The organism is Embleya sp. NPDC056575 (assembly GCF_042793325.1).
GTDB lineage: Bacteria > Actinomycetota > Actinomycetes > Streptomycetales > Streptomycetaceae > Embleya.
Genome location: NZ_JBHTVA010000024.1, coordinates 107,175 through 121,223, shown reverse-complemented (window position 1 = coordinate 121,223; position 14,049 = coordinate 107,175). Strand labels below are relative to the sequence as shown.

The following is a 14,049-nucleotide window of genomic DNA, read 5'->3' as shown; positions in this document are numbered from 1 at the left end:
GCGTTGCGTCAGGGACGGGCGAAGCCGATGGCGGCTTCGCCGGTGTACATCAGGAACGTCAGGGTTTCCTGGAAGTAGAGGTGGACACCCGCGTCGTCGTGGGACAGGTAGCCGATGGACAGGTCCTGGCCCAGACGCAGTTCGTAGTCGCCGCCTCGGGTGGACAGCACGAACGCGCCGTCGATGGCGGGGGCCCAGATCGGCTCGCCGGCCAGGATCCGGGTCAGGTGTTGGCGGATCGGGTAGCCGTGGTCGGCGGCCTCGTTCACCGCGGTGTACGCCTGCGGGCCGAGCACCAGGTGGTACGGGCCGTTCACGCCGGCCAGGCGCAGCTCGGTCAGCGCCCGGCTGACCGCGTCCGGATAGTCGCGGGCGTCGGTCGGGAGCGACACCGGCACGTTCGTGGACGCCCGGCGGACGCCCTCGATCGACGCCGCCGGGTAGCCCTCGAAGATCAGCCGGTCCTCGGTGAACGCCATCTTGCGCGCCGCGTCCTTGACGGGCTGCCAGTCCGCGTCCGCGGCCCCGCGCTCGACCGCGTCGACGGCGCCGCGGGCCACGGTGAACGGCACGCGCAGTTCGATCAGCGGGCGGAATCGGCGGCTGCGGGCCAGGACTCCGTCGGCGGGCGGCTCCAGGTCGGTCAGGTGGCCGGTCCCCACACCGGCCGCCGCGCTGCCGTCCGGCCCGGTCACGTCGACGACGCGCCGGCCCGCGACGTGCTGCTTGAACGTACGCCTGGCCTCGTCCTCGAGGTCGGCCCACGCGGCGTCGGAGATCGGCGCGAGTTCGCGGTGGAGGTTGTTCATGGGGTGAGGCTCCTGGTCTCGGGGGCTGTCGCGGGGTGGGCTGCGGGGTCGACCGGGTCGGCGTACGGGTCCGGGCCGGCCGCGCCGAGTGCCCCGATGCCGAGCGAGCCGTCCGCGCGCAGCGCCGCCGGGGCCGGGTCGACCGGGGCCGCGCGCTCGATCGGCGCGTCCGGCGGGCCCGGCGGGTCGTCCAGGAAGTCCGCCGTCGGCACGAAGAACAGCCCGCCGGTGACCGCCGTCGAGAAGTCCAGGATGCGGTCGTAGGTGCCGGCCGGGCGGCCGATGAACATGTTCTCCAGCATCTGCTCGGTGACGCTCGGTGTGCTGGAGTAGCCGATGAAGTAGGTGCCGAACTCGCCGCTGCCCACCGATCCGAACGGCATGTTGTCGCGCAGGATGTCGCGCTCGGTGCCGTCCGGGTCGGTGATCGTGGTGAGCGCGACGTGCGAGTCGATCGGCTTGACGTCGTCCGGCAGTTCGAGGTCGGACAGCTTGGTCCGGCCGATCACCTTCTCCTGCGCCTCCACCGGCAACGCGTTCCAGGCCCGCATGTCGTGCAGGTACTTCTGGACGATCACGTAGCCGGCGCCGACGAAGTCCGGGTCCTCCTCGGCGGTGATCGTCACCGCCTCGAAGGCGTCCCGCCCCTCCGGGTTTTCGGTGCCGTCGACGAAGCCCATCAGGTCCCGCTGGTCGAAGTAGCGGAAGCCGTGCACCTCGTCGACCACGGTCGCCGCGCCGGCCAGCCGGTCGGTCAGCACGGTGGCCAACTCGAAGCACAGGTCGATCGACCGCGCGCGCAGGTGGAAGAGCAGGTCGCCGGGTGTGGACACGGCCCGGTGCCTGGCGCCCACCAGTTCCCGGAACGGGTGCAGTTCCGCCGGGCGCGGGCCCGCGAACAGCCGATCCCAGGCGTGTGAGCCGATGCCGACGACACACTTCAGGTCGCGCTCGGGGAGCCGGAAGCCGACCGAGCGGCGCAGTCCGGCCAGATCGGCGAGCAGGTCGCGGACCGTGGCCTCGGCCGCGGGGTCGGCGTCGATGGTCAGGACCAGGAACATCGCCGTCGTGGCCGGCAGGCCCAGGATCTCCTGCGGCCGGGGCGGCGGCGTCGCGTCGGTCTGTACGCACATGCCGTGGCAGATCGACGGATCGCGGGCACGGCAAACCTGATTCGGCCGAGGCGATCATGGCGGGGCACGCCCGCGTGGGGGCGGGCGGGGCGACGATAGCCTTCCCGGGCGGGTCGAAACCGGGTGCGGCGGCGAGCGGTTGGGGGCGGGATGGAGTGGAGTTTCACTCGGACGCGGCTGCGTGAGGGGTACGCGATCGCCGAGGTGGACGCCTTTTTGGCGCTGGTGCGGGGCAGCCTGGACGGCACGGTCGCGGTGCCGGTGACGGCGGCGCAGGTGCGTGAGCAACGATTCGCCACGGTGCGGCTGCGCGAGGGGTACGACGAGGACGAGGTGGACGCGGCGCTCGACGAGATCGAGGCGAGGTTGGCCGCGCGGGCGGGGACGTGGGGGTCGGCGGGGGCGGTGGTGGACGCGGACGCGGCGGGGGCGGGCGGGGCGGATTCGGGTTCGGGTTCGGGTTCGGGTTCGGGTTCGGCGGACACGCACGTGGGGGTGAACCGGTTCGCCGAGGCTCGGGCGGAGGCCGATGTGAAGGCGGTCGCGCTGCGGCCGGCGGGCGAGCGGTTCGACCTGGTCCGGCGCGGCTACGGCCGGGACGAGGTGGACGCGCTGGTGGGTCGGGTCGATGCCGCGCTGCGGGGGCGGCTGCGGTTGGCGCCCGAGGAGGTCTTGGCCGACCGCTTCGACATCGCTCGACGCGGCTACGACCGCGCGCAGGTGGACACGTGGCGGGACCGGGTCGCGGACCTGCTGGTGCGCCGGGGGTTGGACGACCCGGCGACGGGCTGAACCCGGCGCGCGGTGGTGCTCGGTACCATTTCCGGGTGAATCCCGGAACCGTCAGAAGCCTCGGTCGCGGCCTCGACGTGCTGTTCTCGATGGCCGACACCGGGGAGCCCGAAACCTCGTCGGCGATCGCCGAGCGGCTCGGCCGGGGCCGGGTACAGGTCTCGCGCACCCTGCGGAGCCTGGCGGCGGCGGGCCTGGTGACCCGGGATCCGGCGAGCCTGGCCTATGGGCCGAGTTGGCGATTGCGGAGCCAGGCCGGGCGGGTGGTGCGGGCCCGCCTCGCGGCGGAGGGCCCGGGCATCCTGCGCGAGGCGTCGGCGGCGACCGGGGCGAGCACCTTCCTGGCCGAGGTGCGCGGCGACGGCTCGGTGGCGATCGCCGAGCATGTGCCCTCCGGGCTCTCCTGGGTCGGCCGGTCCTATCCGCTGCACTGCGACGACGCGGGACAGGCGCTGCTGTGGGACTGCGACCGCGAGGAGTTGGAGATCGTCTTCGCGGGCACCGAGTTCATCGCGTACGGGCCGACCGCGCCGGCCGACGTGGCCGAGTTCGAGGCACGGTTGATCGCCGCCCGTGCGCGCGGCTGGGCCGTGGTGGACGGGGAGTCCGAGCCGGGGGTGTTCGCGGTCGCCGCACCGGTGCGGGACTTCTCCGGCGAGGTGGTCTGCGCGCTGCACACCGAGGGACCGTCGGAGCGCCTGGCGCCGTTGGCCGACGAGCACGGCCCGGTGATCAGGACGCTGGCCGATCGGCTGTCCGGTCTGCTCGGGTGGCGGCCGGCCGAGGCTCCGGAGCGGCTCCCGTCCTGATCTGAAGGGCCCGCGCCGCCTCGGCGACCGAGGCCGCGATCTCGGCGGTGTGCCCGCCGAGTCGAAAGCGCGGCACGGCGAGGCTGAGGGCGGCCGTGATCGCGCCCAGGCGGTCCCGTACCGGCGCGGAGAAATCCACGACGTCGTGTTCGAACTCGCGGTCGGCGACGACCACTCCCGCTGCGCGTGCCTCGGCGTTGCGCGCGGCGAGCGTGGCCAGGTCCCGGGCCGCGCGCGGGCCGCCGCCGACCAGGCTCACCCCGTCGAGGAGTTCGGCGAGTTCCCGGTCCGAGTGGTCGAGCAGCAGCGCCCGCCCCGGCCCGGTGCACCACAGCGGGGTCAGCGCGCCGGGCGTGGCGGCGACGTAGGACGCCCAGTGACTCGCCTCGGCCCCGACCGTCAACACGGCCGTCCCCGACCGCACCGACAACCACGCCGGCTCGTGCCGTCGCGCCACCAGGGCACGCAGCAACGGCCGCGCGCCGCGCAGCAGTTCGCCGTCGCCCGCGGCGGCGGCGAGGGCGAACCAACCGGGTCCGGCCCGCCAGCCGCGCGACGGCTCGTCGCGCTCGACCAGGCCGGCCGCCGCGAGGTCCTTGAGCATGCGGGAGGTCTGCGCCTGGTCGAGCCCGATCCGCTCGGCGAGCTGGGCGTTTCCCGGGTAGCCGGTCGAGCCGAGTTCCGCCGCGACGATCGCGTCGAGGAGGGCCAGGCCCCGGTCGAAGGTGGTGGTCACGCCCGCAACCCTAGTGCGCTCAAGGTCGGTCCGGCGCGCCCGGGGCGGTCTTTGAGATCAAAATAAACACAAGTCATTGACGATTATGAACGCGCCCTTCATGATTCCGGTACCCCACCGAAGGAGGGCCGGATGACATCGGCCAGTCCCCGCACGTCCCGTCGCGCGCCGACCCGCCTCGACGCGCCCGCCATGCTGCTGTGCGCGATCGTCGGCCTCGACACCTTCGGCGCCGTCGCCGCCAACGGCCCCCAGGGGCTGACCTGGATGGTCGTCCTCGGGCTGCTGTTCTTCGCCCCCTACGGGCTGCTCATCGCCGAACTCGGCGCCGCCTTCCCCCACGAGGGCGGCCCGTATACCTGGACCAAACTGGCCTTCGGCCGCCTCCCCGCGGGCATCAACCAGGTCTTCTACTGGATCTCCAACCCGGTGTGGCTCGGCGGCTCGCTCTGCATCGTCGCGCTGACCACCTTCGAGACGTTCTTCCACCCGCTGCCCGGCGCCTGGCAATACCTCGCCGGCGCGATCTTCGTCGGCGCCGCCGGATACGCCGTGCACGCCTCTGAGACCGTCGGCCGCCGGGTCACCCTCGCCGGCGCCCTCGCCCGCATCCTGCTGCTCGGCTTCTTCGTCCTCTCGCTCGCGGTCTACGCCGTCCGCCACGGCGTGCAGTCCCAGCCCGGCGGCGACTACCTGCCCACCTACCTCGGCCTGGTCGCGCTCACCCCGGTCATCGCCTTCAACTACATGGGCTTCGAGATCCCCAGCGCCGCCGAGGCGATCGGCAACCCGCGCCGCGAGGTACCCGCGGCCCTGCTGCGGGGCGGACTCGGCTCGGCCCTGCTGTACGGCGTGCCCATCCTCGGCACCCTCCTCGTACTCCCGGCCGAGCGGCTCGGCTCGCTGTCCGGGTTCATCGATGCCTGCCGTGCGGTGTTCACCGTGTACGGCGGCCATGTCACCGCCGACGGCGACATCGTCCTCACCGGCGCCGGCGCGGTCCTCGCCAAGGTCGCCGCCGCCGGCCTGATCATCGGACTGTTCACCAGCGGCACCGCCTGGGCCATGGGCCTGAGCCGCGCCCAGGCGGTGGCCTGCGCGGACGGCGCCGGACCCGCCTGGTTGGGTCGGGTCTCCGCCCGCACCGGCGCCCCGGTGCGGGTCAACCTCCTGTCCACGGCGATCGCCGCCACCGTGATGGTCGCCTCGATCGCGCTCACCGACGGCGACGCCCGCAAGTACTTCAGCGCGGGCATCGGCCTGGCCATCTCCGCGACCGCCATCTCCTACCTGCTCACCTTCTCCTCGTTCCTGGTGCTGCGCCGCAAGTACCCCGACACACACCGCCCCTACCGGGTACCCGGCGGCGCCGCCGGTGCCTGGACGGTGACCGTGCTGACCGTCGGCACCATGCTCTTCACGGTCGTCGCCCTCGTGTGGCCCGGCCTCGGCGTCGGCTGGTTCGGCACCTCCGGAACACCCGCCGACTACCTCCCGGACGGATTCGCCGGCCAACGCGGCGCCTACACCGCGAGCCAACTCGTCCCCATCGCGCTGATCCTCGCGATCGGCCTCCTCTTCCACCTGCTCGGGCGACGCGCCCGACCTTCGACCACCCCCGACCGAGGAGTCACCGTTGACGCTGCCTGACCACGCCGAGATCGTCGTCGTGGGCGGAGGTACGGCCGGCTGCGTCGTCGCCGGCCGCCTCGCCGAAGAGCACCCGGTCCTCGTCCTGGAGGCCGGACCCGACTACGGCCCCGAGCATCGCTCCTGGCCCACCGACCTGCTGGACGCCACCACATTGCCCACCTCGCACGACTGGGGCTACGCCGAGGGCCGGCACACCTTCGAGCGATGTCGGGTGATCGGCGGCTGCTCCACGCACAACGGCTGTACGCAGAGCGTCGGTTGGGCCGGCGACTACGACGCCTGGGCCGCAGCCGGCAGCCCCGGGTGGGACGCGGACACGCTGAGCCCGCACTTCGCCGCCGCCACGCGGGCACTGCGGCTGCGGCACTACCGAGAGGACGAGATTCAGCCGTTCCAGCGCCTGTTCACGGCCGCCGGCGGCAGGCTGGGCCTGCCCGTCCGGCACGACCTCGACCGACTCGACGGCGGCGAAGGCATCGGCTGCGCACCGGTGAACATCACCGCGGACGCGGTCCGGGTCAACACCGCCTTCGGCTACCTCGACCCGGTCCGCGAGAGCGGCAACCTCACCGTGGTCGGCGGGATCACCGCCGAGCGCGTCGTGGTCGCGGACGGGCGCGCGGTCGCCGTCGACGTGCGCACCGCCGACGGTGCGCGGCATCGGATCGGCGCCGACCTGATCGTGCTCGGCGCCGGCGCCTACGGCAGCCCCGAGATCCTGCTGCGCTCGGGCATCGGGCCGCCCGAGCACCTCACCGACGTCGGCATCGCCGTACGCCACGCCCTGCCCGGCGTCGGCGCCAACCTCCACGACCACCCCGCCGTGCAGCTCGAATACGCCGCGACTGCCGAACTCGCCGCGGATCTCGCCGACTTCGCCCGTACCCGGATGTTGCCCGACGAGCAGGCGATCGCCAAGGTCCGCTCGCCGTACGCCGGCGACGCCCCCTACGACCTGCACGTCTACCCGTGGGTCGAGCGCGACGAGCGGGCGCGCCACGGGTGGCGCTGCATCCTGCCGGTCGCGCTGCTGCGCCCGCGGTCGCGCGGCACCGTACGCCTGCGCTCGGCCGACCCGTACACGCGGGCCGTGGTCGACCACGCCTACCTGACCCACCCGGACGACCTCGCCGCGATCGGGTACGGCCTGGACTGGCTCGAGCACCTGGACATGGCCCCCTACCTGGGCACCCCACTGCTCACCCCGCACGGCGACCGGAACACCTGGATCCGGTCCCATCACCAGCACTACTGGCACCCGGCGGGCAGTTGCCGGATGGGCCCCGCCGACGACCCGGCGGCGGTGGTCGAACACACCGGCCGGGTGCACGGCCTGGCCGGCCTGTACATCGCCGACGCCTCCGTCTTCCCCAACGTCCCCCGCGCCACCCCCGCACTGCCGACCACCGTCGTCGGCGAGCGCATCGCGGCCTTCCTCAAGGAGATCCTGTGACCGACGACGCGACGCACAGCCCGATCGTCGATCCGCGCACCGGCGAGACGTACGACAGCGTCCCCATCGCGGGGCCGGCCGAGGTCGACGCGGCCGTCCGGGCCGCCGCCGAGGCGTTCGAGACGTGGCGGCGCAGCACGCCCGGGCAGCGCCAGGAGGCCCTGCTCGCACTGGCGGACGCGATCGCCGCCGACGCGGAGCGCATCGCCGCCGTCGAATCGCGCAACACCGGCAAGGACTTCAGCGAGGTCCTGGAGGGTGACATCCCGGCCGGCATCGACGTGTTGCGGTTCATGGCGGGCGCCGCGCGCGCCGCGCACGGGCCGCTCGCCGCCGAATACGTGCCCGGCCACACCTCGACCGTGCTGCGCGAACCCGTCGGCGTGTGCGCGCTGATCACGCCCTGGAACCATCCGCTGGGATCGGCGCTCGACAAACTCGCCCCCGCGCTGGCCGCGGGCAACACCGTCGTGCTCAAGCCCGCCGAGACCACCCCGCTCGGCACGCTCGTCCTGGGCGAGTTGTGCGCGAAGGTGCTCCCGCCGGGTGTGGTCACCGTCGTGTGCGGCGACCGGGGCACCGGCCGGGCCCTGGTCGCGCACCCGATCCCGGCGCTGATCTCGCTGACCGGGAGCACTCGGGCGGGCGCGGAGATCACCGCCGCCGCCGGCGTCAAGCGCCTGCACCTGGAACTGGGCGGCGACGCCCCGGCGATCGTGCTCGCCGACGCCGACCTGCGCGAAGCGGCCGACGGTATCGCCGAAGCGGCCTTCTACAACGCCGGCCAGGACTGCACCGCCGCCTGCCGGGTGTTGGTCGCCGCCGACGCGCACGACGAACTCGTGGGGCTGCTGGCCGAGCGGGCGGCGCGGACCGAGGTGGGCCCGCTGAACAACCGCGACCACCTGGATCGGGTCGCCGCGTACCTCACCGGGCTGCCGGCACACGCCACCGTCGTCACCGGCGGGCGGGTGGGCGACGGGCCCGGATTCCACTACCCGCCCACCGTGGTCACCGGTGTGCGTCAGGACGACACGATCGTCCAGGACGAGGTGTTCGGCCCGGTCCTGACCGTGCAGGCCTTCGCCTACGAGGCCGACGCGGTGCGCTTGGCCAACGGGGTCGCGTACGGCCTGGCCGCATCGATCTGGACGCGCGACGAGGCCGCCGCCGATGCCCTCGCCCGTCGGCTCGACGCAGGCACGATATGGATCAACTGCCACGGTGTCTACGCCACCGAGATGCCACACGGCGGCTTCAAGCAATCCGGCTACGGCAAGGACCTCTCCACCTACGCGCTCGACACCTACACGCGGGCCAAACACGTGATGCGCGCCCTGCCGGCCGACCGCTGACCCGACACCCGACCGCCGCGGCCGGACGCCGCCCGCCCCGCCGCGACGCGACGCGACGCGTCACCGTACGCGCCTGTGGCGAGGGGCGGGCTATCGGCCGTCGTCGGTGTCGCGCAGGGAATCGATCATGCTTCGCAGGCTGCGGAACGCGGCCGCCTGTTCGGGCCCGGTCATGCCGGTCAGCATCTTGAGTTCGACGGATCGCACCGCCGTGGTCGCCTTTTCCAGGCTTCGGCGGCCTCGGGGGGTCAGCCTCGCGGGGAGGGCCTTTCCGACGGGGGCCTCCGCGGGTCTGGTTACGTAGCCGTCTCGTTCCAGGGCCTGGAGCAGGACGTTCATCGTCTGCCGGGTCACGAACGCGCCGCGCGCGAGTTCGGAGTTGGACAGGCCCGGGCGTTGGGCCAGCAGTTCGAGGCAGGAGTAGTGCGTCACGCTCATCCCGAGGGGCCGCAGCACCTCCTCCATGGCCGCGCGCAGGGCGCTCGAAGCCTCTTTCAGCAGGTAGCCCAGGGATGTGTCCAGGTCGACGCCCGCACCGTTTTGACTCATGTCAGGATTCTGACATACCTTGATGTGTGTCAGGAACCTGACATGCAACGAAGGAGTATCGCCATGCCCGCCACCGGCCCCGACTTCATCTCGCTCCAGGTGCGTGACCTCGACGCTTCGCAGGCGTTCTACGAGCGCTACCTCGGCCTCGTCCGCTCGCCGGCCGGGCCCCCGCACGCCGTCGTCTTCGAGACCAAGCCGATCGCGTTCGCGCTGCGCGACATCGTGCCCGGCACCGATCTCGCGTCCGCCGCCCGGCCCGGCATCGGTGCCGCGATCTGGCTGCACGCCACCGACGTCCAGGCCATCCACGACGCCCTCGTCGCCGACGGTCACCCCATCGTCGCCGCGCCGATCGACGGCCCCTTCGGCCGGACCTTCACCTTCGCCGACCCCGACGGCTACCACGTCACCCTCCACGACCGCACCTGACCAGCCGCCGACGCCCCGACCCGACGGCGGGCAGCCGGCGAGTCGGGGCGGCACGGGTCGGTCAGAGCTGTGCGCAGAGGCGGTCGATTTCGGCGATCTCCGGCTCGGTCAGGTCGGGTTGGCCGACCGCGGACAGGTTCTGCTCCAACTGCCGCACACTGCTTGCCCCGACGATGACCGAAACCACCCTCGGGTCGCGCAGGATCCAGGTGAGGGCGAGTTGGGCCAGCGTCTGGCCGCGGTCGCCGGCGAGCTTGTTCAGCGCGCGCAGCAGGGTCAGGCGCTCCTCGGTGAGGGCGTCCTCGGTGAGGAAGTGGCCCACCGCCATCCGCGAGTCGGCCGGGACGCCGTTCAGGTAGCGGTCCGTCAACAGGCCCTGCGCCAACGGGGAATACGCGATCAGCGCGGTCCCGGTCTCGCCGACCGCGTCCAGCACGCCCCGCTCCGGCTCGCGGTCCAGGATCGAGTACGCCGACTGGTTGAGCAGTACCGGAGTGCCGAGGTCGCGCAGGATCTCCACGGCCCGACGGTGCTCCTCCGGACCGTAGTTGGAAATGCCGGCGTACAGCGCGCGCCCGGACCGAACGGCCGTGTCCAGCGCGCCCATCGTCTCTTCCAACGGGGTGTCCGGGTCGTAGCGGTGCGAGTAGAAGACGTCGACGTAGTCGAGCCCCATCCGGCCCAGCGACTGGTCCAGGCTGGCCAGCAGGTACTTGCGCGAACCGCCGTTGCCGTACGGCCCCGGCCACATGTCCCAGCCGGCTTTGGAGGCGACGAACAGCTCGTCGCGATAGGGCCGGAAGTCGGCCCGGAAGTGCACCCCGAAGTTGGCCTCGGCCGACCCGTACGGCGGCCCGTAGTTGTTCGCCAGGTCGAAATGCGTCACCCCGAGGTCGAAGGCGCGTCGCAACACCGCGCGCTGGACCTCCATGGGCTGGGTGTCCCCGAAGTTGTGCCACAACCCGAGCGACACCGCGGGCAACTCGACCCCGCTGCGTCCGGCACGGCGATAGCGCATGGATTGGTAACGGTTCTCGGCGGCAGAGTGGATCATTACCCCATCTTGGCCCTCGACCGCCACCCTTGACACCCCCGGATGTCCCTCCTAGGGTCCAGAGCATTCTTTGGCAGGAACAGACGAAGACCACCTGTCGGTGGCTTCGCTGTGCCCTCCTACGCGTTAGCGCTCGCGTGTCACCGACCGGTCCTTTTTTCCGAGGACGGGAACATGGCACAGCAGCCGAGCGTCAGAGGCGTCAAGGACGTCGTCGCGCTCATCGACCGGCAGGGGACGATCTCCGGCCGGTCCAGGGTCATCTGGTTCCTCGTGTTCGGGGGACTTTTCCTCGACGCGTACTCCAACGCCGCACTGGGCGCCGGGCTCGCCCCGATGACGAAGCAGATGGACCTGAGCAGCACCCAGGTCTCCATCCTCACCGCCACCGCACCCGCGCTGGCCATCCTGTTCAACCCCATCGGCGGCTGGCTGGCCACCCGGATCGGCCGGGTGCCCCCGCTGCTGCTGGCCAAGCTGTTCGCGCTGGCCGGCGCGGTGATCGCGGCCACCGCCGACGACTTCCTCGTGGTGTGGATCGGCCGGGTCCTGGTCGGTGTGGCCTACGGCGTCGACTTCGCGGTGGCGATGGCGCTGCTCGCCGAGTACACGCCCAAGTCGCTGCGCGGCCGGCTCAATCTGTGGCAGGGCATCTGGTACATCGCCACCACGGGCAACCTGCTGCTCACCCTGATCTGCTTCAAGTTCGATGTCGGCGCCGACATCTGGCGCTGGTCGGTCGGCTCGGCCGGGGTGATCGCGCTGACCCTGTTCCTGCTCCAGTGGGCGTTTTTGGTGGAGAGCCCCACGTGGCTGGCCACAAAGGGTCGACTGGAGGACGCGGTCCGCAACCTGCGCCGCATCTACGGCATCGAGGCGGTCGCCGCCGCCCCCACCGTCGCCGGCGCCGTGCCCGACAAGGCGGACGCCGAGGAGGCGCCGCCGAACGTGGGGATCAAGCAGGCCGGGATCCTGTTCCGCGGCTCGTACCTGCCGCGCACCCTGCTGTCCTCGGCGATCTCGCTGGGCCAGTCCATGCAGTACTTCGCCGTCGGCTGGTATCTGCCGGTGATCAGCCTGGCCATCTTCGGCAACAGCTTCGAGAAGGCCACCATCGGTTCGATGGTGTTCAACGCCTTCGGCATCGTCGGCGGCCTGCTCTCCGCGTACTTCGCGCGCCGGCTCGGCCTGCGGATCAGCTCGGCGATCGGCTTCGGCGGCGTGTTCGTGATGCTGCTCGGCATGGGGCTGACCTTCGACCGGGTGCCCACCTGGATCGCGTTCATCCTCCCGGCGCTGTTCATCTTCTGTCACTCCGCCGGTCCCGGCGCCAACGGCAAGTCGATCGCCGCGCTGTCCTACCGCAGCGAGGTGCGCACCCTGGGCACCGGCGTGACCGGGATGATCGGCAGCTTCGGCAGCGTGGCCGGGCTGTACCTGTTCCCGCAGATCAAGGACGGCATCGGCCTGGACAAGACCTTCATGGTGTTGGCCGTCGTCCCGCTGCTCGGCCTGCTCACCTGCCTGGCGATCCGCTGGGACCCGACCCGGGCCGTCTCGCCCGACGAGGACCCGAACGTGCCGATCATCGCCGCACCGTCGGCCGGGCCCGCGAACCCCGCGTTGGTCACCCGCTGAAGCGGGTCCGTCACGCGAGACTCGCACTCGGATCAAGCGGAGATATCGCACCGAAAGGGCTGTGATGACGAAGACGTTGCACCACCCCGGCCGGCGCCTGGGCATCCTGTCCGTCGACGAGGGCACCACCGGGACCCGCGCCGGAGTCGTGCAGGACTCCGGGGCGGTCACCCACCTGGCGTATCGCACGATCGCCGTGGACCACCCCGACGAGGACTCGGTCGAGCAGGACCCGATGGAGATCTGGTCGGCCACCCTCGACGTATGCCGCGAGGCCCTGGCCGGGGCCCGGGCCGACGGCGTGGAGATCGTCGCGCTCGCGCTGTCCACCCAGCGGGCCACCGCGATGTTGTGGGACCGGCGCACCGGCCTGCCGCTGGTGCCCGCGTGCGTGTGGCAGGACCGACGCTACGCCCGGGACCTGCTCGGCTACGAGGCCGAATGGGACGAGCGGCTGCTCGCCCGGCTCGGCCGCCCGGTGGGCAGCAGAGCGCCGTTCCACTGGGCCGCGCGGCAGATCGCCGAACGGCCCGAGGTGGCCGAGGCGTACAAGGCGGGCACGCTCGTGTTCGGCACCGTGGACACCTGGCTGGCCTGGCGCTTCACCGGCGGGGCCGCGCACGCGGTCTCGGCGAGCAACGCCGGCTCGATCGGCGCCTACCTGCTGCGTGAACACGCGTGGGACCGCGAGTGGATCGAGCACCTGGGCTACCCGCTCGAACTGCTCCCGGACCTGTTCGCCGACGACGACCTCGGTTACGGCCGCACCGATCCCGAACTGCTCGGCGTGGAACTGCCGTTGGCGGCGGTGATGGGCGACCAGCACGCGGCGCTGATCGCGCTGGGCGGACTGGCCGCCGGCCAGGGGATGTGCATGTACGGCACCGGCACCTTCGTGGACGCGGCCACCGGCCGCACCCCGGCGATGCCGATCCCGGGCATCGCCGGGGTGCTCGCCCAGCCCGGTTGGCGCCAGGGCGACACCACGCACTTCAGCCTGGAGGCGTACTGCTCGACCACCGGGTCCGCGCTGCGCTGGTTGTGCGACGACCTGGGCCTGTTCGCCTCGCCGGCCGAAATCGGCGAACTCGCCGCGGGGGCCGGCGCCGGCGCGGGCCCGCGCGAGTGGTTCGTGCCCGCGCTGGCCGGGATCCGCACCCCCGAGTGGCGGCCCGAGGCACGGGCCGCGCTCGGCGGGCTGACCCTGGCCACCACCCGGGCCGATGTGGCCCGGGCCGTCCTGGACGGGATCGCGCACTCCGTGTGCGACCTGATCGACGGCGTCGCCGCCACCATGCGGGCCCCGTTCGCCCGCCTTCGGGTGGGCGGCGGGGTGGCCGGCAGCGACACCCTCATGCAGATCCAGGCCGACCTGGTCGGCCTGCCGATCGAGCGCGCCGCCGACTCGGCCACCGCGAGCCTGCGCGGCACCGCCTACCTGGCGGGCGTACGCGAGGGCCTGTGGTCCTCGCTCGACGAGGTGGTCGAGGCCCAACCACGCGGCCGGATCTTCGAACCGACCACCACCCCCGACCGGCGCGCCGCACAGCGCGCCGCCTGGCGGAGCGTGCTCGCCGGCTACCCCGCCTGAGCCGAACCGCCCGTACGACCCGGCGGCGCGAACCGTGAACGCCGG

Annotated in this window: 13 protein-coding genes and 1 pseudogene; 9 read left to right on the top strand and 5 right to left on the bottom strand. The window is 72.5% G+C overall.

The genetic code is table 11. The features are described 5' to 3' along the window. Positions 1 to 8: 8 nt before the first annotated feature. Positions 9 to 809 carry a family 1 encapsulin nanocompartment shell protein gene (locus tag ACFRCG_RS20615; RefSeq protein ID WP_380033405.1) on the bottom strand — a complete coding sequence of 267 codons (801 nt, stop codon included), beginning with the start codon at positions 807 to 809 and terminating at the stop codon, positions 9 to 11. Beyond that, positions 806 to 1,942: a Dyp-type peroxidase gene (locus ACFRCG_RS20610; RefSeq protein WP_380033403.1), complete on the bottom strand. Its 1,137-nt coding sequence runs from the start codon at positions 1,940 to 1,942 to the stop codon at positions 806 to 808. The genes ACFRCG_RS20615 and ACFRCG_RS20610 overlap by 4 nt, the downstream gene beginning before the upstream one ends. 255 nt (positions 1,943 to 2,197) lie before the next feature. Here ACFRCG_RS20610 and ACFRCG_RS20605 point away from each other — a divergent pair. The 3 genes and pseudogenes from ACFRCG_RS20605 to ACFRCG_RS20595 form a co-directional block, all read left to right on the top strand. Beyond that, positions 2,198 to 2,311: pseudogene (locus tag ACFRCG_RS20605) on the top strand (DivIVA domain-containing protein); the annotation flags it as partial. Positions 2,312 to 2,347: 36 nt separating this feature from the next. Further along, positions 2,348 to 2,734, top strand: coding sequence for a DivIVA domain-containing protein (locus ACFRCG_RS20600; RefSeq protein WP_380033445.1), 387 nt, complete (start codon positions 2,348 to 2,350; stop codon positions 2,732 to 2,734). A 35-nt stretch (positions 2,735 to 2,769) separates the two neighbouring features. Next, positions 2,770 to 3,543 carry an IclR family transcriptional regulator gene (locus ACFRCG_RS20595; RefSeq protein WP_380033401.1) on the top strand — a complete coding sequence of 258 codons (774 nt, stop codon included), beginning with the start codon at positions 2,770 to 2,772 and terminating at the stop codon, positions 3,541 to 3,543. Here the strand turns inward: ACFRCG_RS20595 and ACFRCG_RS20590 are convergent. Next, the gene (locus ACFRCG_RS20590; RefSeq protein ID WP_380033399.1) at positions 3,467 to 4,279 is read right to left on the bottom strand and encodes an IclR family transcriptional regulator; all 813 of its coding nucleotides are present in this window, start codon (positions 4,277 to 4,279) and stop codon (positions 3,467 to 3,469) included. The genes ACFRCG_RS20595 and ACFRCG_RS20590 overlap by 77 nt on opposite strands. A 132-nt stretch (positions 4,280 to 4,411) precedes the next feature. Between ACFRCG_RS20590 and ACFRCG_RS20585 the strand changes: the two genes are divergently transcribed. The 3 genes from ACFRCG_RS20585 to ACFRCG_RS20575 are packed head-to-tail and all read left to right on the top strand — an operon-like array spanning position 4,412 to position 8,740. After that, positions 4,412 to 5,929, top strand: a complete 1,518-nt coding sequence (locus tag ACFRCG_RS20585; RefSeq protein WP_380033397.1) for an APC family permease — start codon at positions 4,412 to 4,414, stop codon at positions 5,927 to 5,929. Then, complete coding sequence (locus ACFRCG_RS20580) at positions 5,916 to 7,385, top strand: GMC family oxidoreductase (protein WP_380033395.1); 1,470 nt, start codon at positions 5,916 to 5,918, stop codon at positions 7,383 to 7,385. Before ACFRCG_RS20585 ends, ACFRCG_RS20580 begins: the two co-directional genes overlap by 14 nt. Continuing rightward, entirely contained in the window at positions 7,382 to 8,740 is a 1,359-nt protein-coding gene (locus ACFRCG_RS20575; protein WP_380033393.1) for an aldehyde dehydrogenase family protein, read from the top strand. Before ACFRCG_RS20580 ends, ACFRCG_RS20575 begins: the two co-directional genes overlap by 4 nt. Positions 8,741 to 8,830: 90 nt before the next feature. Here ACFRCG_RS20575 and ACFRCG_RS20570 read toward each other — a convergent pair whose 3' ends face one another. Beyond that, positions 8,831 to 9,289 carry a MarR family winged helix-turn-helix transcriptional regulator gene (locus ACFRCG_RS20570; RefSeq protein ID WP_380033391.1) on the bottom strand — a complete coding sequence of 153 codons (459 nt, stop codon included), beginning with the start codon at positions 9,287 to 9,289 and terminating at the stop codon, positions 8,831 to 8,833. 63 nt (positions 9,290 to 9,352) lie between these two features. On the opposite strand from ACFRCG_RS20570, the gene ACFRCG_RS20565 reads away from it, so the two are divergent. Beyond that, positions 9,353 to 9,721: a VOC family protein gene (locus ACFRCG_RS20565; protein ID WP_380033389.1), complete on the top strand. Its 369-nt coding sequence runs from the start codon at positions 9,353 to 9,355 to the stop codon at positions 9,719 to 9,721. Positions 9,722 to 9,782: 61 nt separating this feature from the next. Here ACFRCG_RS20565 and ACFRCG_RS20560 read toward each other — a convergent pair whose 3' ends face one another. Further along, positions 9,783 to 10,775, bottom strand: coding sequence for an aldo/keto reductase (locus ACFRCG_RS20560; protein WP_380033388.1), 993 nt, complete (start codon positions 10,773 to 10,775; stop codon positions 9,783 to 9,785). 174 nt (positions 10,776 to 10,949) lie between these two features. Between ACFRCG_RS20560 and ACFRCG_RS20555 the strand changes: the two genes are divergently transcribed. Together ACFRCG_RS20555 and ACFRCG_RS20550 are read left to right on the top strand one after the other, a co-directional pair. Continuing rightward, on the top strand, positions 10,950 to 12,413 hold the full coding sequence (locus tag ACFRCG_RS20555; protein WP_380001232.1) for an MFS transporter: 1,464 nt from the start codon (positions 10,950 to 10,952) through the stop codon (positions 12,411 to 12,413). Positions 12,414 to 12,477: 64 nt separating this feature from the next. Next, positions 12,478 to 14,004: an FGGY family carbohydrate kinase gene (locus tag ACFRCG_RS20550; RefSeq protein WP_380033386.1), complete on the top strand. Its 1,527-nt coding sequence runs from the start codon at positions 12,478 to 12,480 to the stop codon at positions 14,002 to 14,004. Positions 14,005 to 14,049 lie beyond the last annotated feature (45 nt).